This window comes from Actinokineospora sp. UTMC 2448 (assembly GCF_024760565.1).
GTDB classification, from domain to species: Bacteria; Actinomycetota; Actinomycetes; order Mycobacteriales; family Pseudonocardiaceae; genus Actinokineospora; species Actinokineospora fastidiosa.
In genome coordinates, this window is sequence record NZ_CP031087.1 from 2,459,997 (window position 1) to 2,486,550 (window position 26,554).

Annotated in this window: 14 protein-coding genes; 4 read left to right on the top strand and 10 right to left on the bottom strand. The window is 70.7% G+C overall.

Annotated features, from left to right (window positions below):
* Position 1: 1 nt before the first annotated feature.
* The 8 genes from vanX to Actkin_RS11680 form a co-directional block, all read right to left on the bottom strand.
* Positions 2-616, bottom strand: coding sequence for a D-Ala-D-Ala dipeptidase VanX (vanX, locus tag Actkin_RS11645; RefSeq protein ID WP_258907129.1), 615 nt, complete (start codon positions 614-616; stop codon positions 2-4).
* Complete coding sequence (vanA, locus tag Actkin_RS11650) at positions 613-1,650, bottom strand: D-alanine--(R)-lactate ligase (protein ID WP_258907131.1); 1,038 nt, start codon at positions 1,648-1,650, stop codon at positions 613-615. Before vanA ends, vanX begins: the two co-directional genes overlap by 4 nt.
* Complete coding sequence (locus tag Actkin_RS11655) at positions 1,643-2,659, bottom strand: D-isomer specific 2-hydroxyacid dehydrogenase family protein (RefSeq protein ID WP_258907132.1); 1,017 nt, start codon at positions 2,657-2,659, stop codon at positions 1,643-1,645. The genes vanA and Actkin_RS11655 overlap by 8 nt, the downstream gene beginning before the upstream one ends.
* Positions 2,660-2,792: 133 nt before the next feature.
* Positions 2,793-3,149, bottom strand: a complete 357-nt coding sequence (locus Actkin_RS11660) for a hypothetical protein (RefSeq protein WP_258907133.1) — start codon at positions 3,147-3,149, stop codon at positions 2,793-2,795.
* A gap of 98 nt (positions 3,150-3,247) precedes the next feature.
* On the bottom strand, positions 3,248-4,969 hold the full coding sequence (locus Actkin_RS11665; RefSeq protein WP_258907134.1) for an ADP-ribosylglycohydrolase family protein: 1,722 nt from the start codon (positions 4,967-4,969) through the stop codon (positions 3,248-3,250).
* Between the two features lie 12 nt (positions 4,970-4,981).
* Positions 4,982-7,153: an ADP-ribosylglycohydrolase family protein gene (locus Actkin_RS11670; protein WP_258907135.1), complete on the bottom strand. Its 2,172-nt coding sequence runs from the start codon at positions 7,151-7,153 to the stop codon at positions 4,982-4,984.
* Positions 7,154-7,208: 55 nt separating this feature from the next.
* Positions 7,209-7,694, bottom strand: coding sequence for a hypothetical protein (locus Actkin_RS11675; RefSeq protein WP_258907137.1), 486 nt, complete (start codon positions 7,692-7,694; stop codon positions 7,209-7,211).
* A 48-nt stretch (positions 7,695-7,742) separates the two neighbouring features.
* Positions 7,743-13,127 carry a toxin glutamine deamidase domain-containing protein gene (locus Actkin_RS11680; protein ID WP_258907906.1) on the bottom strand — a complete coding sequence of 1,795 codons (5,385 nt, stop codon included), beginning with the start codon at positions 13,125-13,127 and terminating at the stop codon, positions 7,743-7,745.
* A gap of 1,174 nt (positions 13,128-14,301) precedes the next feature.
* Here Actkin_RS11680 and Actkin_RS11690 point away from each other — a divergent pair.
* Complete coding sequence (locus Actkin_RS11690) at positions 14,302-14,910, top strand: hypothetical protein (protein WP_258907139.1); 609 nt, start codon at positions 14,302-14,304, stop codon at positions 14,908-14,910.
* Positions 14,911-15,312: 402 nt separating this feature from the next.
* Here Actkin_RS11690 and Actkin_RS11695 read toward each other — a convergent pair whose 3' ends face one another.
* Complete coding sequence (locus tag Actkin_RS11695) at positions 15,313-15,462, bottom strand: hypothetical protein (RefSeq protein ID WP_258907140.1); 150 nt, start codon at positions 15,460-15,462, stop codon at positions 15,313-15,315.
* A 796-nt stretch (positions 15,463-16,258) separates the two neighbouring features.
* Here Actkin_RS11695 and Actkin_RS11700 point away from each other — a divergent pair.
* From Actkin_RS11700 to Actkin_RS11710, 3 genes are read left to right on the top strand one after another with little or no spacing between them, the layout of a single operon-like run.
* On the top strand, positions 16,259-19,795 hold the full coding sequence (locus Actkin_RS11700; RefSeq protein ID WP_258907142.1) for an AAA domain-containing protein: 3,537 nt from the start codon (positions 16,259-16,261) through the stop codon (positions 19,793-19,795).
* A complete protein-coding gene (locus tag Actkin_RS11705; RefSeq protein ID WP_258907144.1) occupies positions 19,792-23,040 on the top strand; it encodes a phospholipase D-like domain-containing protein in 3,249 nt (1,082 codons plus the stop codon). Before Actkin_RS11700 ends, Actkin_RS11705 begins: the two co-directional genes overlap by 4 nt.
* The gene (locus Actkin_RS11710) at positions 23,033-25,360 is read left to right on the top strand and encodes an ATP-binding protein (RefSeq protein WP_258907145.1); all 2,328 of its coding nucleotides are present in this window, start codon (positions 23,033-23,035) and stop codon (positions 25,358-25,360) included. The genes Actkin_RS11705 and Actkin_RS11710 overlap by 8 nt, the downstream gene beginning before the upstream one ends.
* Here Actkin_RS11710 and Actkin_RS11715 read toward each other — a convergent pair.
* On the bottom strand, positions 25,337-26,479 hold the full coding sequence (locus tag Actkin_RS11715) for an AfsR/SARP family transcriptional regulator (RefSeq protein ID WP_258907146.1): 1,143 nt from the start codon (positions 26,477-26,479) through the stop codon (positions 25,337-25,339). The genes Actkin_RS11710 and Actkin_RS11715 overlap by 24 nt on opposite strands.
* Positions 26,480-26,554 lie beyond the last annotated feature (75 nt).

The following is a 26,554-nucleotide window of genomic DNA, read 5'->3' on the forward strand; positions in this document are numbered from 1 at the left end:
GTCAGATCGCGGTGATGGGGAAATCGAAGTAGGTGTCCGGATAGGGCTCGTGTTCCAGGGTGTAGTGCCACCACTCGCAGTCGTACCGCGCGAAACCGCAGTCCTCCATGATGGCGCAGAGGTGCTGGCGGTTCTGCGCTTCCACCGCCGTGATGCCGCTGGCGCCGTGGTGGGAGACCGGGTCCATGAGGTCGTGGCCGCCGCCCATGGGGGCGAGTTCTCCCGTGGCCAGGTCGTAGAGCGTCAGGTCGACTGTGCTGCCTCGGCTGTGGCCCGACCTGGCGGCGACGTAGCCCTGCTCGAACATCCCGGCTCTGTCGAGGTTCGGGTAGTGCCGTTGCTTCGTGCGGCCGTCCTCCGGCTGCCTCGACCAGCGGACAAAGCAGTCCACGGCGCGCTGCGGGCGGTAGCCGTCCCAGAGGAGCAGGCCGAAGCCGAGGGACTCGGCCTTCTCCTGGGCGTCCCCGAGGGCCGCGCACAGCGCCTTCGTGCCGACGATGCGGTTGGCGAGGTAGCCGTCCACCGGTCTGCCGGTGAAGTTGTCCCAAGTGGCGTACTTGGCGTCCCAGCGTATCCCGGGCACCAGTTCGTCCACGAAGGCGAAGTCGTCCCTCACTGGGGTTTCCCCGCCAGGGCCGACGAGATCAGCCGGTCGATCACCTCGGCGAGCGGCAGGCCCGCGGCCGCCATCATCCTGGGATAGCGGCTGTAGGAGGTCAGGCCCGGCAGGGTGTTCACCTCGTTGAGGACCACCTGTCCGTCGGCCTTGAGGAACAGGTCGACCCGCGCGATGCCCCGGCACCCGAGGGCGCGGTAGACGGCCTTCGCCGTCTCCTGCACGTACGCGCGCGACTCCGCCGGGATGTCGGCGGGGACGATGAACGTCGAGTTCTCCGAGCCGGTCTCCGGCGCGGTCTCCTGGTGGATCCGGAAGAACCCGTGGGAGAGCGCGACCCGGTCCACCTCGCCCACGATCAGCCCGTCGCCGTTGCCGAGGATGGCGCAGCCCACCTCGCTGCCGTCGACGGCCTCCTCGATCACCACCTTCGAGTCGTACCGCCGGGCGTCCTCGACCGCGGCCGCCAGTTCCTCCTCGCGGGCAACCTTGGTGACGCCGAAGGAGGAGCCGGACCGGGCGGGCTTCACGAAGAGGGGGTAGGCGAGCTGGTCGGGATCGGGCTTCTCGTCCGCGCCGACGGTCCAGAACCGCGGCGTAGCGATCCCCGCGCCCCTGACGACGAGGTACGTGAGGACCTTGTCCATGCACAGGGCGGAACTCTGGACATCGCAGCCCACGTAGGGGATGCCGGAGAGCTCCAGCAGGCCCTGCGTCGCCCCGTCCTCGCCCAGCTTGCCGTGCAGGACGGGCACCACGACGTCGAGCCTGATCGTCTCGTGTCGACCCTGGTCCAGGACGACCAGGCCGCGGACCCCTGCGTCCGGGGAGAGCACGGCGGGACGGCCGCCGGTCTCCCAGTCCGCGTCCGGGCCGTCGCAGAGCCGCCAGGCGCCGCTCCTGGTGATCCCGATGTAGTACGGCTCGTACTTCGCGGTGTCGAGGCTCTTCGCGACCTCGCGCGCGGATTTGACGGAGACGGGGTGTTCCTCGGAACGTCCCCCGAAGAGGATCCCGACCTTCAACCTATCCATGGTGATTCCGGCTCTCAGACTTCAGACAGTTGATGATGGAGTTCTCCACGGCGTCGCGCAGGGCGTGGTCCGTGTAGTAGGCGGTGTGCGGGCTGATGAGCACGTTCGGCAGGCTTTGCAGCCGCAGCAGCGACTCGCTCTCGATGGGCCTGTCCCTGTGGTCGGCGTAGAAGATCCCCTCTTCGCCTTCGAGGACGTCCAAGGCCGCGCCGCCCAGCCTGCCGTTCTCGAGCGCCGCGAGGAGGGCAGCGGTGTCGACGAGCGGGCCGCGGCCGGTGTTGATGACGTACGCGCCCCGCTTCATCCGCTCGATGCGCCGCCGGTCGAGGAGGTGGTGGGTATCGGCGTACAGCGGCGCGTGGAGCGTGACGATGTCGCTGAGCTGGAGCAGGTCGTCAAGGGGGAGGTACCTGGCGGAGGCGCCGGGGCGGATGTCGTGGGCCAGCACGCGGCAGCCGAACCCCCGCAGCCGGTCGATGACCGCCGCGCCGATGCGCCCTGTCCCGACCACGCCGACGGTCAGGTCGCGCAGCTCTCTCCCGGGCACGTCGTTGAGCCGGTAGTCGTGGACATCCGTGCGCCGGATGGTGGTCTTCGCGTCCCGGACCGCCATCAGCATCAGCATCAGCGTGTAGTCGGCGACACTGTCGGGTGAGTAGGCGACGTTCTCGACGCGGATACCGACGCTCTCCGCGTGCTTCACGTCGATATGGTTGTAACCGATGCTCCGCGTGGAGATGTACGCGACCCCGGCCCGTGCGAGCGCGTCAAGCGTGCTGTTCCCGATGCGGACCTTGTGGCCGACGCTGACACACCGGTTCCCGGCCACGAGGTCGACGTTGCCCTCGGACACCGGCTCGTCGGTGAGCGTCGCCAGGACGCCGAACCGGGGCGCCAGCCGCCGGAACAGGACTGCCTCGTCCTGCCCGCACCCGTAAACCGTGATCCCCGTGGCCGAGGGTGATCGACCGGGGAACGCCGCCACTCGTGCCGGTTCGCTGTAGGCCATGCCGCCCAGTCAAGGCGATCGCGTGTTGCCAGCCCGTATCCGCTTTCCGATACAGCGACGATAAGTTACCGATCGGTAGGCGCAACGGGCCTCGGCGCGGTCGCCCTGCCTGCCCGACAGCCCCCGACGCCGCTCACCGGAACTCGCGCACGACCTCGATCGGCCCGACCAGGTGCGCGTTGAACTCGTCCAGTTCCTCGGCCGGGACCCACAGCTCCAGGATGGTCTCGCCCCCGGCCTGCTGGACCGGGTACCGCCGCAGGAACTCGGACTCGACGCGGAAGCGGGTCACGTATCCCACCCCGTGATGCGGGACGTTCCACTCCTTGGCGATCTTGACCGCGTACTCCTCGTTGAGCACGGGGTAGAAGATGGGCTGCTCGGGCAGCCGGGGCGGCCAAGAGCGCCAGCCGGACCGCCGGACGAGCTCCAACTCCTCCGGCCCGGTCGGCCGCCACAGCACAGTGGTCGCGGCCTGCTCGTTCTGCACCACTGTGGACCATCCGTTCTCGCTGATCGTGCGGGGCCTCGGAGCGTAGACAGCCGCCCGCGTCCACGCTATGCGATTTCGGTCGGCCCGCCGCCGTCTCAGACCTCGACGGGGTCCGCGTCCGGCCAGTAGCGGCGGCGCCAGTTCTCGCGGTCGGACCGGCTCTCGCGCCAGATGCCGTGGAGGGCGAAGTTCTGGTACATGTCCTCGGCCATGGTCTCCAGGACGCCCAGGTGGGCCAGGGACGTGACCCAGGGGAGGCCCGCGATGCCGTGGCGGGCACCCAGCAGAGCGCCGGTGATGGCGGCGGTCAACGGGCGGTTGCCGGAGTGGGTCACCGACGCCAGGAGGGCTGTCGTCGGGTCGTAGTCGCGCTTGGCGGCGGCGAGGAGGGCGCGGGACAGGACCGAGTCGGGGGAGTGGCCGTCGCCGAGGGAGTCCAGTTGGTCCTCGTCGTCCGCGCCGCGGTCGGCGCGCAGGTCCAGGATCGGTTGGGCCAGCGGGAAGTCCTCGCCCGCGAGGTCGCGCAACGGGATGCAGGCGGGCCAGCGGAACTCGTGGTCCAGCATCTTGTGGAGCACCCGGACCAGCAGGTCGATGCTCGGGCCCGCGCCCTCGTCGACGACGGGGCCGCACAGCGACCTGGCCACCGTGACGCCGAAGTCCGGGGACTGGTGGACCCGGCCGTTGGCCGCGGCCGTGGCGGGCAGCGCCGTGGTGAGCAGGTCGGCGATCCCGGACAGCGGCGGCAGTTCCGCGCCGAGCACGGCCGTCAGCCAGCTCGGCTCCCCCTCGACGGGAAGCGTCGCGGGGATCGCGGTGACTCCGTCGAAGAAGTTGCGGATCACCGCCACCGACTGGGCCAGCAGGTGGCGCGTCAGGACGCCCCACCGCAACGGGACACCGTCGGGGTGCCGCCCGGACTCCGCGAGCAGCCCGACCGCCTCGCCGAGCGCGAACCCGACATACGCGCCGGACAGCGCGAAGGCGGAGAAGACGCTGTTCGGCACCTGCTCGCCGAACTTGCCGAAGTTCCACGGCCGCGGCCGCGCCACGCCGTCCGCGTCGTACCGCTCGATCAGCCCCGCTGACCGCAGGTCGTCCGGCCAGCTCTCCGGCTGACCCGCCCGGCGCCGCTCCAGGTTGTCCCGCCAGATCCGCGCCGCCTTGCCGAAAACGCGCGCCTCGGCCACCGAGAAGCCCCGGCCGCCCGCGCGGGCCTTCTCCGCGGCCCGGTTCAGATCGGCGCAGGCCACGCCGGGCTCCAACTCGGGGAGCACCAGTTCGGCGGGCTCGACCTCCGGGGTGTCCGACTCCGGGGTCTCGAACAGCTCCGCGGAGCTGATCGGCCAGTTGAACGGCTTGCCGCCCAGCTCGATCACCGCGGAGTGGCGCGGATCGGCCGTGCGGCGCCACACCTTGAGCTGCGTGCGCACGACCCTGGGGTAGAGCCTGGGCACCCTGTCCAGCGAACCGGCCACCGGGACGGTCACCGGGCCTCGCGTGGAGTCGATCTCCGCGGGCAGGTACACCTCGCAGTCCAGGACGTGCCGCAGGAAGGTCTCGCGGGTGATCCACTGCCTGCGCAGGTAGCCGACGAGCAGTTCCAGCCGGTTCGCCGGGGCCGGGAACCCGATCCAGCGGTAGCCGTCCACGTAGTCGGGGTTCGGCCGGGCGGGGCCGTTGGGCAGCCACCGGGCGTCGACCGGCACCTGCTCCCAGCGCAGGATCGCGCGGACCGGGGTGGGCTCGCCGGGCAGCGCCTGCCCGTCCCACTCGGTGTCGACGACGGGGAGTTCCCCGTACACGATGTCGGGCATGGTCACTCCAGGTCACCCACGGGGATACCGCAGCAGCCAGTCGTCCGACCGGGTGAGCGGCGGGGGCGTGCGGTCGAACTGACAGACGGCGTCGGTGGCGAGGTTCTCGATCAGCGCGCGGAACTCCAGCGGCCCGCGCAGCTCGGCGGGCAGGCCGGGCAGCCCGGTGCGGGCGCCGAGGAAGGCGCCGACGAGCGCCCCGGTCAGCGCGCTGCGCCCGGAGTGGTTCACCGCGCGCCGCAGCGCGATCGCGGGCCGGTTCTCGAACCCGGTGATCGCGGCGAACGCCCGGCCGAGCACCGACAGCGCCGAGTGGCCGTCCCCGATCTGCTCCGGGTCCCGGTAGTCCGCCTGCCCGGCCCGGAAGTCCGGCATCGACTCGGCCACCATCGCGGCGATCCCGTCGGACTCCGGGCCCAGCACCTCGCGGCCGATCACCCAGGCGGGCGCGCTGTAGGTCTCCTTGGTCAGCATCCCCTGGAACACCGTCGCCAGGTATGCCACGGCGTCCAGGTCCGTCTCGTCGCGGTACAGCACGCCTGCGGCCAGTCGAGCCGCCCTGGCCGCCGACCCGGTCTCCGAGCCCGCCAGCGTCAGCGCCGCGGGCAGCGCGGCCACGAGCACGCCCGCGCCCCGGATGGGCGGCTGCGGCGTGCCCAGCACCAGCGCGCGGGCGGCGGCGAACTCCGCCGGGTCCGGGTCGCGGGAGGCGCGCAGCTCGAAGATGGTCGACAGCAGGCCGTCGGCCTTCGGCCACGGGATGCCCTGCGTGTTCACCCAGCGGCACCACGCGTGCTGGACGGCCCGGCGCAGGGACAGCTCCTCGGACGGCTCACCGCGGTACGGGCTGCGGATCACGCCCTCGGTGAGGAACAGCAGCTGCTGCGTCAGCGGCCCGATCCGGCCCGGCCTGCCGTACGGGTCGCCGTACCCGTTGAGGCCGCCCGGCCCGTGCTCCTCGTGGATCCGCTCCAGCGTCAGGCCGTCCACGGCGGAGCCGAGCGCCTCCCCGATCGCGAACCCGACGTAGGCGCCGACGACGCGGTGCCAGCCGTAGCGGACCTCCTCGATGGGCTCCAGCTGGTACTTCCCGAACGTGTCGACCACCGGGTACGTGCTGCCGTCGGCGCGGTACCGGTTGGTGCGCGCGATCTGCTGGGACGGCGGCGCCACATCGGGATCGGGCAGCTTGAGCCAGTTGACGGCCCGGACCGTGTCGCAGCACTCCTGGAAGGTCAGCTCATAGCCGCGGCGCCGGGCGTCCGGCCCCGCCTGCGGCGGCATCCACTCCGGCTCGGGCAGCCCCGCCTCCGCCGCGGTGCGCGCCGCCAGCTCCTCCAGCTCGGGCGTCAGCTCCTCCACCATGCCGGTCTCGTGGACCCTCGGCGCGCGGCGGGGGAGCACCGCCAGGGTCTGCGCCAGTTCGCGCCTGGGGACGGGGACCTCGGTCCAGCCGATGTTGAGGAGATAAGTGGTGTCGGGGTCGGGCGTGTGCTCGAACAGGGTGGCCATGTCGTACCGGAGGGACGCCCGCGCGTCCGGCGGCAGATACCTGCTGGCGGCGAAGACCCGCAGCTCCCTGCGGGTCTGGTCGAACTGCCGCAGGTCCAGCTCGTGCGGGGCGCTGGCCTCCAGGAACACCTCGGACTCGACCAGCCCGGCGAGGAGCATGTCGCGGTCGATCCAGCCCTGCTGCGCGAACAGCACGAGCGCCTCGACCTGGTTCTCCGGCGCCGGGAAGCCGCGCTGCAGCGGACCGGGGCGGTAGTCGGGGTTGAGCCGGTAGCCGATCTGGTTGCCTGCGGCGTCCAGCCGCCGCCAGCCGAGGACGACCGTGCGCGGCACGCCCAGCCGCCCGAGTCCGGACTCGGCGTAGTACGGGTCGACGTCCTCCTGCTCGAACGGCTGCCCCGGCAGGCGGACCGGGCTGCTGACGCCACCGGCGTACGGGTGCGCGAAACGCAGCTCACCGTCCGGTTCCCGGACGATGATCGCCGGGGGCGGGAAGATCTGCCGCCCGGCCTGCCCGTCGTCCAGGAAGGCGATCGAGTTGTACGGCACGTACCACCCTTCCGGGTTGCGCACCACCGCACCCGGGTCGACCCGCACCGGATTGCCCGGTGCGGCCCGGTTCAACTCGCCGAGCCACGCCTCGACCCTGGCGACCGCATCAGCCGCGTCCACTCCCTGATCCTTCCCCCTTGTCCGGACCGCTCCGGCTTCCGGTGATCTCGTGTGCCTACCGCTCGGGGCGGGGGCCGAACCGCGGCCTGCCGGGGAACTCCTCTTCCTCGTCGATGGTGGTCCGCGGTCCCACCTGGCCGAGCCAGTCGTCGAACGCGGCGACCCCCTTCATCTCCGCGGCGCGGTCCTCCGCGGTGGGCGCGTACCACCGGAGTCCGGTGCGAATGGTCAGGAGGTCGACGATGTAGGCGCTGATGTCGACGTCGTCGTACTCGACGTCGTCGCTGCCGTCCGGGGCGAACAGGAAGCCCTTCTCGGCGATCGAACTCACCAGCTTGGCCACTTTCTTCCCGCCGATTCCGTGCACGGGCACCAGCGAGAGCTTGAGGCCGAACACCTCGGCGACCTCGGCGTACCACTTGTTGTATTCGCCTTCGGCGAACGTGCACCCGAGGGCCTGCCCGACGCGTTCGGCCACCTGCGTCATCTCGTCGTCCGTGTCCGCACGCACGTTGAGGCTGATCTCCTGCCGCCTATGCACTCGCTTCTCCTTCACGTGGCGGAACGCGCCGCGGATATCCTAGTCGGCTCACCACGGCTCCACAGCGCGGATGGCGATCACCGAATCCTCGATTCCGTTGACATGCGGGAAGGCGTCCTTGAGCGCTTCGCCGATTCTGATTCCCAGGCGGGCGATATCCCTCGGCCTGCGGCCGTCCGGCATGATCTTGTCGTCGTCGATGTCGAGGGTCGGGTTCTGCCGGGCGAGCTCGTCGAAGGTCTCCCGGTCGACCACCACGTACAGGTCGACGTCGAAGTCATTGGGGTCGAAGCGGGTCTTGCCCTTGTGCGCTCCCCGCCAGCCCGTCTGCATGCTGCCGATGTACCCGATCTTGTTGCCCCGGTAGTCGAAGTCCTCCAGCACCCGGTCGATCGTGGCTTGGACCTCCCGGAACGATTCCCGCCATGCCTCGGTGCCCTCGCGGTCGATCGTGCCTTCCGCCCTGCCTTCGGCCAGTTCCGGCACTCCCGTGCTGTTCGCGAACGCGGCCAGGTCGCGCAGCAGCCGATTCGATTCCTCGGTGAAACCGTCGATGACGCCCTCGGCCATGGCCGCGCCTTCCGGCGTGAGCGAGTACTCGTCGGACTTGCTGCGGAAAAGACCCTTCCACAGCTTCTTGAACTCCGCGGTCTGCTCCGATTGCAGGCTGGCGATGCGGTCGGCGAATTCGGCCTGGAATCGCTCCCGCACCTCCGGGCTCGCCGTGCGCTCCATGTAGCTGCGGAAGTTGTCGATCGCCACCCAGGACCGGCGGAACTCCGGCGTGCCGGGCAGTTCGCCCGCGAAGCCGTTCGCGACCTCGTCGGCCGTCGTGGTGTCCAGGCCCAGCGCGTCCTGGAGGGCGGAGGCCGCCGCGCCGATGTCGGGCTGCCTGCGCGGCTCCGGGCGGTTCTCGAAGCGCTCGACGGAGCGGACCAGGCGGTGCAGGGCCGCGCGGGCGTCGAACATCGCGCGCACGTGCGGCGGCGTGGTGGGGCCGCCGTTGTTGGCGTACGTCTCCGCGAACGCGGTGCGCAGCTGGTTGATCTCGCTCCTCGACAGGCCGAACTCGTGGCCGAAGTGGCCGATGCGCTGGTCGAACAGCGCCACGTCGCGCGCCGATGAGCCGGTGGGCGCGCCCGTGGAGTCCATCGACTGGTGCATGGTCGGCGCGTCGATGACGCTCGTGCCCTCGGTCGGGTCCCACAGGAAGTTGCCGAGGTGGGCGTCGCCGTGGGCGAGGCTCGCCGGGCCAGGGTCGGCAGCGGCGGCGTCGAGCGTGTCGTTCATCGCCGTGCGGATGGCGTCGACGTCGATGCCGAGCCGGTCCAGGATCGGGCGGCGGGCCTCCAGCCGGTCGAGGTGCTCGCGGATCGCGTCGGCGTGCGGGGCCAGGTAGTCCGGGGACGCCGTGCGGTCGTCGCCGCGGTGCAGCTCGGCCATGCCGCGGGCGACCCCGGTGACCGCGTCGCGCAGGTCGGACATCGCGCCGTCGCGGTCCCAGGACAGCGGGACCCTGCGCAGCATCGTGTCGACGGACTCGCCGGGCGCCAGCGAGGAGAACAGCACGCCGCGCCGGTCCCCGTCCTGCCCGGGCACCGAGGCGACCGCCATCACGTCCGGCACGGTGAAGCCGGTGAGGTCGGCGTTGGTGAGCCGTTCGGCGGACGACAGCTCGGCGGCGAACTCGGCGCTGTCGGGGACGATCTTGACGACGCCGACCGGCTCGCCGTCCACGAGCACCCGGTACACCGGGCGCTCGGTGCGGACGCGGCCGTCGCGGCCGCCGATCGGCTCCAGCGTCACGTCCCCGCTGAACACCGACCCGGCCAGCGCGCGGATCGAGGCCTCCGACCCGTCCGGCAGGCTCGGCAGGCTGTTGATCAGCGCGGCCGCGGCCTCGGTGTCGACCTCGCCGGTGTCGGTGCGGGTCTGCGCCGCGGCCTGCATCGCCGCGTCGACCGACTCCGGCCTGCTCCGGTCGGAACCGGTCTGGGGCGTGTCGGGCGCGGAACCGTAGCCGGGCGTCCGGTCCTGCTGCGGCGCGGAGCCGTGGCGGTCGGCCGGGTCGGACCTGGTGTCGCCGGTGTTCCGGTCGGGGGTGCCCTGGTCAGGGGTCTTCTGGTCGGGCGTCCTCTGGTCGGGCGTGGTGCTGGGCGTCTGCGCCGCCTGGGTCCCGGTGTCGGCGCGCTCGGCGACCTGCGACAGGTCGACCGGCAGCAGGTCCAGCCGCTGGGGCGGGTGCGGCAGGGTCATCAGGCCGCCGGTCTGCGGGTCGACGAACGCCACGCCGTGCTCGGTGTTGGTGACGATCGCGACGTGGCCGCGGGTCTCCCCGGACGGGTCGGTGTACTGCACGGCGACGACGGCGTGGCTGCCCGGCGGGGTGTCCCGCATCGTGCGGATCACGCTGTCGTAGTCGCTGTGCTGCTCGAACCTGCCGCCCAGCGCGTCCTGGACGCGGTCGAGGGTGCCCAGCTCGTGCAGGCGGTCCGGCGGGATCGGGTCGGCGGTGGCGTCGATGCCCGCCATGCGCTGCATGTGGGCGACGACGCTGTTGGTGCAGTTGGTCTGGTAGCCGTTCTCCCGCGCGTCCCGGTCGTGGTAGTGCGGGTTGACGCCCGCGAGTTCCGGGTGGCGCTCGGCGATGTACCGGGCGTCCTGCTCGGGGTTGGCCGTGCCCGCGTGGATCGCGGGCTCGCTCGGCGGGTTCGTCGCCTGGGCCAGCGGCGACCAGTCGTGGCGGCCCGGGGACTGCTCGTCGAACCGGGCGGTGGACTGGCCGGGGCTGTCCGGGGCGTGGTGGCCCCCGGGCTCCGCGGCGCCCGCGTAGCCGGTCGGGTCCTCCTTGCCGCCGAGGCGGTCGCCGATCGAGGCGGAGGGCGCCTGCGCGGGCGGCCGGGGGTCGTCGGACCGGGCGGGACCGCCGAGCGCCTGTTCGATGGCGGACGGGCCGCTCTCCGCGCGGGCGGCCCGGCTGTCGGGGTGCACCGGGCCGTCGCCGGTGTGGTACGGCAGCGACTGGACCGACGAGGTCTGGTTCGGGACCGTGGCGAGCCGGTTGCTCGCCGGGTCGATCAGCGCGACGCCGTGCTCGGTGCTGAGCGCGAGCAGCATCGAGTGCTTCTGGGACGGCGGCGGGCCCGGGTCGACGTGTTCGACCGACAGCGCGGTGCGGGAACCGACCGGGAGGTCGCGCGCGCTGTCGACCGCGTCGGCGAGGGAGTTGTGGCCGGTCCACTCGCCGCCGAGCTGGTTCCGCAGGGTGTCGCGCTGCACGGCGGGGTCGTGCATCGGGTGGCCGTCCGGACGCGGGTCGGCGGCCGCCTGGGAGTCGTGCGCCATCCGGTTCTCGTAGGCCAGCAGCGACTCGGTGTCGTTGGACCGGTACGCCGGGTCGGACTCGAAGAACTTCGGGTTGACGCCCTCCAGCTGGGGGGCGATCTCGTCCAGCAGGCGGCGCTGGCGCTGCGGGCTGCCGTCGGACTCCTCCGCGGCGACGGTGTCGTGGTGCAGCGCCGGGGTCGGCAGTGTGTCGGTTGGACGGTCGAGCGAACCCCAGCCGTCATCGGGCTTGTAGAGCTCGGGCTGCTGGTGGACGGGGGTGTCCTGTGTGGACTCGACCGCCTTGTCCTTGTGCAGGCCGAGCGGGTCGAGGGCGTCGGCGAGGTAGTTGCCCCGCGCGTCCTCGGCCGCCCTCGTCTGGGCGCGCTGGTCCTCGATGCGCTGGTCGACCTCGTCCGGGGAGAGCCACTGCGGGTGGTCCGGGGTGATCTCCTCGGCGTGGATGACCCACTTGCTCTGCCCCTTGGTGACCGACCCGTCGGGGTTGACGGTGTCCGGCGTGGTGACGAGTTCCTTGCTGGTGACCAGGAGCTGCGTGCGCGGCTTGGACAGCACCTCACGCTCGTGCGGCTTGGAGGACAGCCCCTCGATGTCGCGGCCCGTGCGGGTGGTGAGGCGCAGCTCGACGGGGGCGGAGTCCGTCAGCGCCTTCTGCTGGCTGGCGGTCACCTTCGACGAGCTCATGAACCCGGGCTCGACGTAGACCTTGCCGACCGGGAACTGGTCGGCCAGCATCCTGGCGCCGTCCGGCCCCTCGCCGACCCCCATGAACCGCACGGTCGGCCCGACGTGCGGCGGCAGCTCGTTCAGCCCGGAGACCAGCGTCTTGGCGTAACCGAGCTGCTGGTCGAGATCCTCCCCGGTGCGCAGCGCCCGATTGAGCTCCGCGAACCCCTCGTTGTGCGTATAGGTCCGCACGGCGACGGCGCCGAGGTCGGACATGTGCGCGAAGTCGGGGTTGGCGTCCCGGGCGTTGAGCGCCTCCCTGCGGATCTGGTCGTACCGCAACTCACCGTTCTCGCGGACGACGCTGTTGAGCAGCGTGTCCCGCATCTGGCGGAAGTTCTCGGGATCGTCGGTCCGGTAGTCGGGATCCTTCAGGAACGACTCGTCGGGCCGCTGGTCCGCCTCGGTGTCTTGGCGCTGGTCCAGGTCGTCGGTGGGCTGGTCGGGGTCGTCGGTGGGCTGGTCGGGCTCGGTGCCCTGGTCCGGCTCGGTGCCCTGGTCCGGGTGGTCGGTCGGCTGGTCCAGATTGTCGTCCTGGCGCTGCTCCGGGTCGTCCTGACGCTGCCCTGGGCCGTCGGCGGCCCGGTCCGGGTCGGCGTCGGGGGCCTGGTTCCGGTCGTCGTCGGCTCGCTGGTCCGGCTCGACGTCGTCGCGCCGGTCGGGCGCGTCGGTGGGCTCGTCCGACCGCTGCTCCGACTCGCTGTCGGTGCGCTGGTCGGCGTCGCGGGTCTGGTCCGGGCGGTCGCCGGGCCGCTCGTCGGTCTCGGTGTTCGAGTCCCGGCCTGGGTCGGTGGCAGCGGTTGGGTCCGAGTCGGTGCCGGAGGTTTGGTCCGGCTGGTTGTCCGGGCGCTGGTCCGACTTGTTGTCGGAGGGGTCTCCTGGCTGGTTGTCGGCGCGCTGGTCCTGCTCGGCGGGCGACTTGGGGGTGGTGGCGTCCGGAGCGGTCGGTTCGGGGCGGGGGCGGGTGTCCTGCCACGGGGTGTCGGCGGGACGGGGGGTGCCTGCCGGGGGCGGGGTGGACAGGCGGGCGTCCCCCTGCCGGAGGGCGTCCGCGAGGCGCGACGGGGTGGCGATGTCGCGGTCGACGGGGGTCGACTGCTCGGGGCGGGACGGCGGGGCGGTCGGCTGAGCCGAGGGCTGGCCGGGCTGCGGTTGGACCGAGGGCTGACCGGCTTGCGGCTGGACCGGGGCCTGACCGGCCTGCGGCCGGACCGAGGGCTGACCGGGCTGCTGCTGGGCCGGGGCCTGACCGGGCTGCTGCGGCTGGGCAGGGTGCTGACCGGGCTGCTGCTGGGCCGGGGGCTGGCCGGGGTGCGGCTGGCCCGGGTTGTAGCCCTGGCGCGGCGGCTCGTGCGGCGGCATGCCGGGGGGCGTCTGCCGGCCGAGTGGCTGGTTGGGAGGGAAACCCTGCCCGTTCCCCTGGGGCGGCGGGTAACCGCCCGGGCCCACAGGACCGCGCGGCGGCGTGCCCATCGGTGGGTGGCCGCCCTGCTGTCCATTGTGGAACGGCGCGTTCTGGGGATGCTGGGTGTAACCGGGCGGCATCGGGCGGCCGGGCTGCGGCGGGTTGGCGGGCGGCCGGTGCTGTCCGGTCTGCCCCGGAGGCGGAGCGCCCCGGAACACCATGTTCCCCGGCGGCATCCCCCGGCCGCCCGGCTGCTGCCCGGGGAAGGGCCCCGCGGGCGGACGCTGCTGACCGGCAGGCGGATACCCCGGCGGCGGGCCAGCCGGACGACCACCCGGCGCCCCGGTGCCCGGCTGGTTCACGGCCGGGCCGGGACGCCCCCCACCAGGCTGGTAGTTCGCGGCAGGCGGAACGTTCGACCGAGGCGGAACACCGCCCGGGTTAGGCGGAGCACCCGCCGGACGTGACGGGCCTTGACCAGGCGTTGGGCCAGCAGGCGGCCGCCCAGGTCCGGGCGCGCCGAATCCCGGCCCCCCAGCCCGGGGCGCACCACCCTGGTGCGCCGGGTTCCCGGGGTTCGGGGCCCCAGGCTGCCCAGCGTTAGGCCCAACCACCCCCGGCCCCGCCGTCGCACTGGGCCGGGACGCGTTCGACGGCATCCCGCTGGCCGGACTCGCCGGCGATCCGGGGTTGCTCGCGCTCGGAGGCGTCCCCCCGATCGGATTCGCCGTCGCGCCGGGACGCGAGGTGGTGGTAGCGCTGACGGGCGTCCCGCTGGCTGGATTCGCCGTGGCGGCGGGGCGTGCGGGGTTAGCGGGTGTCCCGCCAGCCGGATTCGCGCCGGGGTGAGTGGGGTTGCTCGGCGTTCCCCCGGCCGGGTTCGGCGTTCCGCTGGGGCCTGCGGGGTTGCTGGGCGTTCCGCCGGTGGGGTTCGGCGTTCCGCTGGGACGTGCGGGGTTGTTCGGTGTGCCGCTGGTGGGGTTTGCCGTCGCCCCCGGTCGTGCGGTGGGGGTTGCGCTGGTGGGGGTCGCCTGGGCGCCGGGGCGTGCGGTGTTGTTCGGCGTTCCGCCCGTGGGGTTTGCAGGCGTGCCGGGGCGTGCGGTGTTGGTTGCGCTGGCTGGGGTTCCGCTGGTGGGGGTCGCCTGCGCGCCGGGGCGTGGGGTGGTGCTCGGCGCTCCTCCGGTCGGGCTGGGCGGGGTGCCGCCGGGCCTGGCCGTGTTGGGTGCGCTCGCCGTGGTGCTGGGGGGTGTTCCGCCGGGCCTGGAGCCGCCGGTCGGGTTCGCTGGTGTGCCCGGGCGGGCGTTGGTGGGGCTTGTCGGCGTTCCGCCGGGGCGGTTGGACGACGGGCCGGAGGTGGGCGGGCCGGGGCGGGACGGGTTCGTGGGGGTCGTCGTGCCGCCGCTGGGGCGCGAAGTCCCGGTCGGGCCCGCTGTGGGGCTTGGCCGCGAGGTGTTGGTCTGGCCGGTGGTGCCGCCGCTGGGCTTGGACGTGCTGCTCGGGCCTGCCGTCGGGCCTGGGCGGGAGGTGTTGGTCGGGCCCGTCGTCCCCCCGGTGGGGCGAGAGGTGGTGGTCGGGCCGGTCGACGGGCCGGGCCGCGATGAGCTGGTGGGGCCGGACGTGCCGCCGGTCGGGCGGGACGTGCCGCTCGGGCTGGCCGTGCCGCCCGACGAGCTGGTGCGGGCAGGACCGCTGCCGCCGCTGGCCTGGGGGGCCGAGTTGCCCAGGCCGTTGCCGGACTGACGGACCCGGCTCGCGTTCGACTGGTCCGTGTCGCGGGCCGCCTGGGCGGACTGCTTGACCTTCTGGCCGCTGGACTCCGCGGCCACCGCCGCGCGTTCGGCGCCCTGGCGGGCCGTCTTGATGGCCTCGTCGGCCTTCACCATGGCGACCTGGCCGAACACGCCCGCGCTGTTCGCCGACGCGCCGAGGTTCAGCCTGGACGCGATGCCGTTGCTGATCTGGTTGCCGCGGTCGGTGATCCGGCTGCCGACGGAGTCGACGGCGTCGGGATCCATCTTGGAGCCCTGGCCGGACGCCATCCCCGGCGAACCGGACCCCGATGACCCGCCCCCGGACGAGGACCCGCCCGATGACGACCCGTTGTGGCTCCCGCTGGAAGAACCCCCCGAGGAACCGCCGTGCCTACGCGACATCAGCCACGATCCACCGGCGCGCGGGACCGAAGCCCGCCTCACCCGACAAGGACGCGCCCGCCCACCGCACCGCGGCGCGGTCGACCCGCGCCTCGGTCGCCATGGCCCCGGACTCCCGCGTCCCCTCGTCGGGCGTCATCACGTGCTACCCCTGTATCCGTCTGGGTGATTGACAGCCACAGGATGGCACAAGTGATCTGCCCCCACGGCGAGAACAGCCGAGATAGTCGCCGACGCCCAGTGACCTCGCGCACGACTAGCAGGTGAGGTGGCGGTCGACGCTGGTGCCGTGACCGAGCGAGCCCGCGAGGGGCCCGCTGCCGACCCGGCCGATATCACATCGACGAGAGGCAGCGCTGCGACCACCGGCGACAGCGATCAGACCTCCCGGCCACGCGAAGGAGACGGTCAGCTGCCAGCTCGACCTGAATCTCCAGCACGGGATGACCACGAACAGTAGTCAGACCATTTCCTGGATATGGCGGCGTGAAGCTGTATGACCGTACTCGATCTCGTTTGTAGAAAATTCGGTTGTGAATGCACCGAATGGCTCCAAATGTCTCGTCGCAGTAATCCCCTACTGCTGGCGACAATTCGCTTGCACGTGCGGCAGCCTCCTCTGCTGACAGGCATACAGCTGACAGGCGCACAGTCGGAGAGCGGAGAGTTCCTCATATAAGCTGTAAGCGTCGCGCCTCTCCGTGTGCCGCTGTCCCCGTCGTCAACCTGCGCTCGCGAGTGCCGTTACGGCATTCGAGTGAATCTTCACACGTCCCACGGGCCGTCGAAACACTCGCGCCCAGCCGGACGATTAGCCGCCGTAACAGAACGTCACAACCATGGTCACCTGGCATCCGGACAGCGCTTCTCCCGTGGATCGGCGCTGCGTGTCCGTGAGGTCGCTGCCGCCGTGGTGTAGCGATCAGGGAGGTGGCGTGAGCATCGCTCAGGCTGACGTCGTGGTGCGCGCGATCCTCAACAACGACGTTCTCAGCAGCGGCCGCTTCCGGCCGGCGAGCGAGGACCTCGACGACCTGGACGGCCGAGAGCTGGTCGTGGACCGGATCTACCGGTACCCGCTCCTGGACCACGACGACAACGACATCGCCCTGACGGTCTATTTGGGTCTGGGTGAGGTCGGAGGTCAGATGTGGGAGCAGGAACTCCGCGTGCTGCAGCGCATCGGCAGCCTCGAGCATCCCAGCCTCCCCGTCCTCGAGGGCGGCAGTTACGTCCGGCCCGACCTGATCCCGGGAGGAGACGGCAAGGGCGCGGGCTTCATCCGAACCCGCTCCCACCTCGGTATCCCGGACCTGTCCGCGCTTGACGGCTACTTCAAGGCGGATCCGGCCAAGGCCGTGCGCGCTCTGTGGCGGCTGGCGGACGGATTGGCCCTGCTCCACGACTCGAGGATCGCCCACCGCAACCTCTGGCCGGGGATCCTCGAGTACGAGGACACGGGAAGCGCCGAGTTCCGCTTCCTGTTCACCCGGTTCGAGATGAGTTCGATGGTCTCGAACCTGCTCCGCGGCGGTCAGATCGACAACGCCGGAGCGGACCGCGTCCGCCCGCTCTACCTCAACCAGGACAGGCGCTTCCTCGCGTATGCTCCACCGGAGCGCGTCGCCTTCCTGTCCGGGGCGCCGGACAGTCCCGGCGCGGGGGATCTCCCGGGCGATGTGTTCGGACTGGGAATGATGGCCGCCGAATGGCTTCTCGGCGCCTCCCTGCTCGATGACGTCCCGCCGCTAGGCCCAGACCTGGAGAAGTTCCAGCGGGAAGTGCGACGACGAGTGAACATCACCACCGAACTGCCACCGGCGTTGAGCAAGCTCCTCCACAGCATGCTGGATCCGTTGCCGAGCTCCCGGCCCACCATGGCCGATGTCATGACCGCGCTCAGCAAGAACTACCACGGGATCGTGGGGGGCTACCCGGCGGAGACGGAATGCGAGAAGCCCTACCTCGTCGCCTACATGCCGGAGCAGTCCGACCGCACTCTGCTGGCTTGGAAAGCGTTGTCGGAGTCCGCGATGACCGACGAGGGACGTGCGCAACTCGTCGACCTCATCGAGAGCGACCTGCGGAAGGCCACGGTGTGCCACTCCGAGCAGGGAGCGGTTCCGTTCGTGCCGGTCGGCGCCGAGGAAGATCGGCTGCGCGCCAAGACCGTCATGTTCGGCCGAAACTTCGTCTGGTTCGCCGAGACGCTGTACCACAACCAGCTCGGCACGAGAAAGTACTTCGACAACATCAAGGTCATCAAGTATGTCCTGCAGCGGTCCAGGGCACCGCGCGCCTTGTATGCCCTGCGCGACAACAGCCTCACCCGGCAGATCTTCGCGGTGGAAGCGGTGCCCTACCGCGCCAGCCCGACAGAGTTGGCGCGCAAATCGAAGGAGCGGCCGAGCTGGCCGGATCTCGTGGCCACCACGGCCCAGCGGTTCCACCGGACGACCAAGCAGCAGGGCTACCTCGACGCGTTGGACTGGTTCATCGACTACAAGAGCGCGCAGTTGTTCGCTCGGGAGTACGCCTACGTTCGCCAGGAGTCGGACCAAGGGCTGAGCGTCGCGCTGCGGTGGGACCGCACCCGGGACAGGGAACGGGCCCGCAAACAATCCGCGATGCACAAGAAGCTCGTCAGCGATGATCGGCTTCGCGGTCCGATGGCGGACTTCTTCGCCGAGTCCGCCGCCGACGAGCCTGCGGGCGCGATGATCGAGGTGTGCGCCGACCGCCAGGGCGCTCCTGGCGACGTCGTCGGCACGTTCCGGCTGGCGGAAACCCACGGCCGCGAGGTCGTGGTCCTCGATCTGGCCAGGCCCACGTCGCTGCCGGAATCGGGCTGGTTGCGCCTGCGACGGGACCAGGCGAGCAGAAGCAACATCTGGCACCAGGCGCGCGCCGTGGAGGAACTGGGCCAATACCCGGTTCTCCTCCAAGCGCTGATCCGGCCCATGGGGCTGCAAGGCAACCCCGACCGGTGGCAGGACGCGGGCGGACGCCTGGAGGGAGAGGGCCGTGACGCGGTCCACGCCATCCTCCGGCACGAGGCCATGTTCGCTGTCCAGGGACCGCCTGGTACCGGCAAAACCGAGGTGACCTCGCAAGCGGTCGCTGACTATCTGTTCAGCGACCCCCAGGCACGCGTGCTGGTGTCCGCCCAATCGCACGATGCCCTGGACAACCTCGCCGCGCGAATCCTCAAGAAGATCGAGGCCGTCGACGACAACGGCACCCCGACGCCGACGGACTGGCTTGCCCTGCGGATCGCGGGGGAGTTCACGGAGCGCCACGTCAGCGCGCCCGTCAACCAGTTCATGCCCGACGAGGTCGTTCCGCGGCTCCAGCGGTCCATCGAGAGGAAGATCACGGGCGGGCAGGGCGTGGGACGCTTCGACGACCCCAGGATCAGGGACATCCTCCAGTTGTGGCTGCGGGCGGTGTCCTTCTCGGGGCCCGAGATCAGGACGAGGGTCCGACGCGGCGCCAACGTCGTCTTCGCGACGACAGGGGCGTCCACTCGTTCCCGATTGGTCGACCAGGGCTCCAGCGAACTGTTCGACTGGGTCGTCATCGAGGAGGCGGCCAAGGCGTGGCCGACCGAACTGGCCATGCCCCTGGTTCGCGGAACGCGGTGGACCCTGGTCGGCGACCAAGCCCAGATCGGCGCCTTCGCCCGCCAGGACGTGGAGCGCTTCCTCGGCAACTGCCGTGAGGACCCGGACCCGGAAGTCGCGCGATGGTGGGAATCCCGTTCCACATTCATCGACGCGTTCGACACGTTCAAGCGCATGTTCAGCGACCCCCGGCCCGACGCGCCGCGGAAGGAGCTGACGGAACAGCGCCGCATGCGCAAACCCATCGCCGAGGTGGTGAGCAATGGCTTCTACGCCGCGCGGCGAGGCGGCGGTCTCGTCACTATGCGGCCTGAGGGGGACCACGGGATCGTGCAGCCGCCGTGGTTGCGCGGACAGGCCATGGTGTGGATCGACACCGGCACGACCCAGGACGCGACCGGCTTCTGGTACAACGAGGTGGAGGCCGCGTTGGTCGCCCGGCTCGTCCGCTCGTTGCGGCCGTCCATCGACGACATCGCAGGCAGGGAAAAGGGCAAGGCGCTGGCGATAGTCACGCCTTACCGCAGACAGGTGAGCCAGATCCAGATGAAGCTCACCGAGCACGCCGATGACGTATGGACCGTCGACTCGTTCCAGGGCAGGGAGGCGCGGATCGTCGTCGCCTCGCTCGTCCGCGACCGCGACCCCCACGCCCACGGCCACGGTCTCGGACATGTCGCCGAGCCAGCGCGGGCGAACGTCCTGCTCAGCCGCGCGCGCGATCTGCTGGTGGTGATCGGCCGCATCGCGTGCTACGAGCACTGCGGCGTGCCCGAATGGCAGAACGCGGTGGCCGCGGTCCGCGAGTTCGGGAAGGTCGTGCCGATGAGCTATGTGGCGGCGTCATGAAGACCCTCGACGTCTACATCCAGTGCGAGGTTCACACCGCGCGTATCCTCCTGGCCCCGAAGGCTCATACCTCCATCCTCGAGACCCTGGTGCTCAAGGCCATCGCGGCCGGGATCACCACGGTGCAGGCGCTTTCGGACCTGTTCAACCTGACTCCCCGCCTGATGGTCGACCTCTTGGGCGACCTATGGCGGACCCAGCGGGTGGTGTTCGAGTTCGACGGCAACGGCGAGAACATCAAGCTGACCGCGGAGGCCAGCGAGGAGTTGGCCCGCCTTTCTCCTGATGAGGCCGTGGAAGCGTCACTCTGCGTTCCGAGCACCGAGGACGTCATCCTGGATCCCCTCACCGGACGCGTGCTGCCGACGGCGAGCGCCCGCTCCGCGCCGGGGCGGGCGAATCTCGTCGTCACGCGGATGCCCGCGGACTTGACGGTCGCCGACATCGAGCCGGACGCGCTCGCCGCAGGTCTCAATCGCAGCCTGGATAGACGGGGGGACCTGGGGCACGACGGATCCATGCGGGTGGTCAAGGCGTACTTGGCGCCGCACGATCTGACTGCGGCGGGACGCACGATGTTCCTGGCCATGAGTGTGCAGGTGGCACTCGACGGGGAACGGCTCGTCATCCGGGTCGCGGACGAAAGGCTGACGCCCGCGATGCGGGAGACGGCCGCCAACCGCTTGCAGAACCTCGTCGAGACCGAGCCGCAGAGCGCCTTCGCGCAGGCGTTGCGCGGGGCCGCCGACCACATCCTCGAGGAGCCGAAGAACCTTCGGCAGCAACTCGCTGACTTCAGCAACGCAGCGCAGTCCTTGACCAGGACGGCGGTGGCCAACCGCCGCCGGGAGCACGACCGGTTGGTCACGCGCGCGGGCAACCTGGACGCCCAGCTGGCGGACATGGCATCTCGGCAGATGTCGGTCACCGTTGTCCGGTCCGCGGAGGAACACCACCAAGCCGTCATCGACCTGCTCGGCTCCGCCGAGAGACAGGTGGTGATGGCCGTCCCATGGCTCCACCACCGGGGCGTGGACAGGTACGTCGACGCGATGAAGAGCGCTGTTCGGCGCGGAGTGCAGATCACGGTGCTGTGGGGGATCAACCGGGACGACGGGAAGCTCGACGCGGCGGTGGTGGATATCCTGCGCGATGTCCAGCGAGCGGCGCTGGGCGACGGTGCCGCGGGCGCTCTGCGGTTCGACGACGCGCAGCCCGCCCATGTGCACGCGAAGCTCGTGCTGGTGGACGACCGCAGAGTCCTGGTCACCAGCAGGAACTTCTTCACCATGTCGGATCAGGCCGAGATCGGCGTTGTCGCGGCGGCGGACCCGATGACGCCGTCCCCCGTGTTGGACGCGCTTCTGGTCTGGGCGCACCAGACCAGCCCGAACTACGACCACGCCCGCGCGATCATCCGTGACCGCAGCCTGTTCGGAGACCGCTCGCGCAGCGTCGACCGCGAGCCGATCGTGTCGCCGTCGTTCGACCCGACGGTGGAGGACAGCCCCGACCGCGCTGCGGCGGTCACCGTGTGGTCGCAGTCGTGGACAAGCACCGGGCACGGTCTCGCCGAGACGTTCGACTCGCTGAGGCCGGTGGTCCAACTGGTCAGGGACCATTTTCACAGCGCTCTGCTCTGGAAGGCCCTGCGCACGGCGGAACGACGCATCCTGGTGACCTCCGACCAGTTCTCCTCGGCGGTGGTCAATCCCGACTTCCTCGAGCGGGTCCGTGAGTGCCTTGGCCGTGGCGTGAACGTCGCACTGGTGTACGGCAGACTCCACCGGGAAAACGAGGATGGGGTGCGCGTCCGGGAACTGCGCGGCCTTGCCGAAGGGCCTGCGGGCGAGCGGGTTGGGCAGCTCACGGTGCTGGAGAAGACCGACAACCACGCCAAGGTTCTGGTGATCGACGACGACGTCGTGGTCGGGAGCTACAACTACCTGTCGTTCGATGGCAGGTACGGCGCCGGGCGACGACGGCAGCGCAGCGAGGTCAGCCTCCACATCACCGCCCCGGACGTCGCCTCGGATGTGGCGCGTTCGATCCTCGGCGGTCGTTTCCCGGCCTGGGCGGGCCCAGTTCCCGGTCGTGTCACCGCACAAGGCGCGCGGCACGGTTCCACCGTCTACCTGGCCGCCCAGGAGATCCTGAGGATGCTGGCCGACACCGGGACGGCGTTCGACCCCCGCAACGTCGTCGCGGCCTGCCGCGCGCAGACCTCGCCCCTTGACGTCATTGACGTGCTGACGACCGCAGGGGCGACCACCGCGGAACTCCAGCGGGTGTACGCCGCGTTGTTCGCCGCCGCCGATCCCGGCACCGAGGAGCACGCGACGTGGGGCCGTCTCTTGTCCGAGGCGCTCTGGACGGCCCAGGACTGGCAGGCCGCGCATCTCGTCCAAGGTGTGCTCCCCGATTCCCCGGACCTTCGACCGCCATTGCTGACGGCCGCAGCCGCGGCTTACGGCACACCCGCGCTCGCCGAGTTGGTCGCCGACGCCTTCCTCGGCGAGGTCCCGGCGGACGAGGGCCGGGTGCTGTCCGTGTTCGCTGCCGTCGACCTGCTGATCAACGGCGACAACGACCTGGTCGACGCGGTGGAGGCACTCGCAGGCGCGGCCGGAGGGGCGGCGTGGACGTTCGTCCAGGCGGTGACCGGGCACGTGCGGCGGTTCGGCCCGGTTCCCACCGCCGCTTTGCGGGCGCGAGCCGAGGCCGCCCGGTCCGCCGATGCCTCGGCCCGCACCTGGATCAGGGTCAGCAGTGCAGTGAACGGGTTCAAGAAGTTCAACCCCGGCTGTGTGCAAGGGGATCTGACCATGGAGTACCTGTTCGGGCCGCAAGGGCCGTTGGCCGCACTGGAGAGTCTGGTCGCGTCGCGGGACGCGCCCGCGTTGTCGGAGTGGTCAGAGCGCAATGGAACCGACGAAGGTCGGTGGCTGGACACCGCCACGAAGGCGGCCAACAGCCCGACGCTGATCACCGACACACGGCGGCGCTCGATGCTCGCCAAGAGTTCAACCGTCCTTGTCACCGCGCGCAGGGCAGCGGCGGACCTGGCCAAGGCGCAGACCGCGGTCCACACGACGGTGACGGTCGAACACCTGCGGGCCATAGCCGGTTTGGCCGTCGAAGCCCAGGCCATGCGTGCCGCGCTGGGCGGAGCGCCTGCTTCCGGGCTCGCGATCTGGGCGCTCGACAAGCTGACCGAGGCGATCCGAGGTGAGGACGATGCCTGAGCAGTCGCAGGAGGCGGCAGCCGAACTGCCCGTGTGGCGCTTCCCGGAGTTCTCCCGCGCACGGCGCTTCGGCGGGGACCAACCGCGGACCGCGCTCGTCCGTCTGCTGGCTGAGGACATCGCTCGGGCGTGGACGCCGGAAACCGGCGTGCGCTATCTGGTGGACGCGGGCGAGTTCGGCATGGCGGAGACGGAGGTCGTCCGACTCGGCGACGCCGCGGCCATCTCCCAGGAGGCCGTCGAAAGGCTGCATGCCGACATCGCGACCGGTCGCGCGCGTGTGGAGGACGACGTGACAAGTCGATGGCGCCAGTTGGTCGCACGGTTCGACCGGGTCGGCGCGCCGCTGACCGTGGCCGCCGCGGACCTGGCCGTCGACGAGCGCAGTGCTGTCGCGAACCGTCTGCTTGCCGACGCGACGCTGGAGGTCACAACGGCGGAGCAGGAGAAGCGGCAGAGGCTTGAGGAGCGGATCAAGCGATGCGAACCCGAGCTTTCGGCGGAGTTCGCCCAGCACGTGCGTGACCTGGCGGCCGCAGGGGAGTTGCGGCTGGCCGAGGACGCGCTCCGGTCACCCGGCCACATCCTGGTCCCGCTGTCATTGCGCGAACGGCCGTGGCCGTGGCGGTCGTTCCCGCTCGCCAAGATCAGCGGTTGGCTGACCGGAGCCGATGCAGGCATGCCCAGCGCGCGGCCCTACATCCCGGAAGACCCGGCGGGCCGGGCGCTGGTCGCGTCCTTGGGTGAACTGCCAGGGCGTTCGCTGCCCGCTATCGCCGCGTACGTGGCCGCTGTCCAGCGTCTTGTGGCGGATGTGGACGTCGACCCCCGAGTGGAGGAGCGCGACGGCGTTCTCTACACCCACTTGATCCTTCCCGACGATCACCGATTGCCGAGCCTCACCTTCACCGGGCGCACCCCCGTGTGCTTCGCGATCGGCGACAGGCCCGGTGACGCGCGGTTCCGGCTCTCGCTCGATGTCAGCGACCGCGGTTCGTCAGGGCACGTGGTGGTCGACATCGCCGCGGTGCTCAGCCTGCTCGCGCCGCACGAGGGGCGGCCCCGCAGCAGGCAGGAGCGACTGGTCTCGCTGCTGCGCACGATGTGTGCGAACCAGGGCGTCGAGGTGGTCGACGCGGCAAGCCTGTCCGAAGAACATCCAGACCGCCTGCGAGCCCAGGTGTGGTGGCTGCTTTACCTGTTGGGCCATTCGGTCACCCCCGTGCAGCTGGATGCCTTGCTCGCGGCGACCGGCAGACACGTGCCCGTGCTCCTGACCGTCGTCGACCAGATGGTCCGGGTATCCACCGCGGATCTCCAGAGCCTGCGTGCCAGCGTCGACTTCGACGGCATGCTGGTGACCGCTCTCCGCGAGGAACTGGGGGACCAGGCGTTCTGCGTTCTGTCGATGATCACGATGTTCGACCTCGCCGACGAACAGGGGCTTCGCGACTGCGCCCTGATGCTGCTCAACGAGGCCAAGTCCCCGGCCGCGGTGGACACCGTCTTCGACCTCCACAACGCTCTCGCCCGCCTGCGTGAGCGGGGCTATCTACCCGACTGGACACCATCGGAGGGCCGACTCACCACTTGCGGGTGCAGCGTGCTGCGTGCGCTCCACCGGACCTCACTATCGGTTGTGCACGAGGTCGTCCTGCACCTTCTTGCCCAGCACCAACAGAACCTGAAGTCGCTGAGCGAGGACGCTCTCTACCGCAAGGTCCTCAAACACGTCGTGCACTCCTGGGCAGGACAGGACCCGGTCAACCCCCGGGACGACCGCGCCAACGTCCTCGCCAACCAACGGGTGCGCCGGACGCTGGAGGACTGGATGAACCCCGACCAGCGGGTGGACCTCAAGGGGATCTGCCAGGAGATGTGGACGATCGCCCAGACCTACCACAGCGAGGTCGACGTCCTGTTCAGCGGCGACGCCGAGGCCGAATGCCTGGGAGCGCCGATCTACCTGCGACTCATCCTGGAGAATCTGCTGCTCAACGGCGTTCAGAGCGCCGCGTCGACGGGCGTGCCGACGGAGGTGGCGGGCACGGTCACGCTCACGCTGGCCGTTGACCGTGTGAACCGGCAGGCCCTCATCGAGGTGTCCGACAGCGGCCCGGGCGTCCCCGACCACGTGCGTGCCGCGCTCGACCAGGGCAGGGTCCCGCCATCGACCAAACACGCGGGCAACGGTGGTGGTCTGGCCTGTGCGGTCAGCTGGGCCGAGTCGCTCGGTGGCCGGTTGGAGTTGCTGCCCGGCCCCTCCGAGTTGGGTGGCGCGCGGTTCAGGGTCGTGCTACCGGTGATCGCCGACGCGTAGCCCGAATTCCTTCTCGAAGGCGTCGACGGCCCGTCGCAGGTCGGCGAGGTCGCCCTTCTGGGCGATGGCCGAGACCTGGTCGTACCGGATCCCCACCATCGGCTCGCGGTCCATGGCGCCCGCGAGACGTAGCTGCTTCAGCGCGCGGCGGCGGATGCCGGGAAGCCGGTCCTCCAACTCGGCGAGCAGCTTCTCCCGGACATCTCCGCCGAAGAGCCTACGGACCTCGGTGACGATGTTGTTGAGGTCGACGCCTGGTCCGTCACCCAGCTTCGTCACGACCGCCACCAGGTTGTAGCGGTCGCGGAACTCGGTGACGTTCATACCGCCAGGTAGCTTGTAGGTCATCATGATGACCGGGACGGCGGTGCTGCTCGTGATCGCCCCGATCACCACCTCACCGTCCCGGTCGACGTAGTCGGGGCGGAGATGCAGGTCGACCAGCGCCGCGTCGAAGTTGTCCTCCAGGTCGGGAAGGAGCCTCCAGAACGCGGGCAGGTCCTGGACGACTGTGCAGTCGTACTCGCCGAGGACCTCGCACAACCTGTCCCCTACCTGGTCCTCGACTATCAGAAGCCGTTTCGGCGCGAAGCGCGCTCGATGTGCTTCTAGCGTTGCCTTGGCCTCGTGCAGCGCATTCCACATGGCTGTGCTTCCCAGCAGACGGGTAGGCCCGTTCCGCCAGAGCGCGAGGGCGGTCTGAACACGTTCAGCGCTGAGATCCTGTCGGTTTGTCCTCGCGACCTCCAGGAACTCAAGCGCGTCGACGCCGACCCCGGTTGTCACCAGCCGGTACCCGCTTCCTGTTCGGGCGATGTCCAGGCCCAATCGGCGAAGCCTGCTGACGTTGGTCTGAAGCGCTTCTCTGCTGCTGCCCACCACGTCGATCAGACTCGTCTCACTCACGGTCCCCGGAGTGCCCGCGACGAGTTCGACCACGATGCGGGGAAGCACTGGTCCCGTCAGGGCCTGCTCGCCTGTGTCGTTGCACAGGCACACCTCGCCGTCCAGCAGCTTGATCCTCGTCGTCGCCATGAGTCCCCTATCGGTCTTGATCGTCCGTACGTAGGGGACGTCGCTTACCTTCCGCTGTCTGTAACAGCGAATGTTGTCAGGCAAGTGTGAGTGAGAGCGGGTGAGTTGTAAGCGAGGCCGGCGCAGCCTTGAGTTGTCGGGCCGGTCACCCCCGACCAG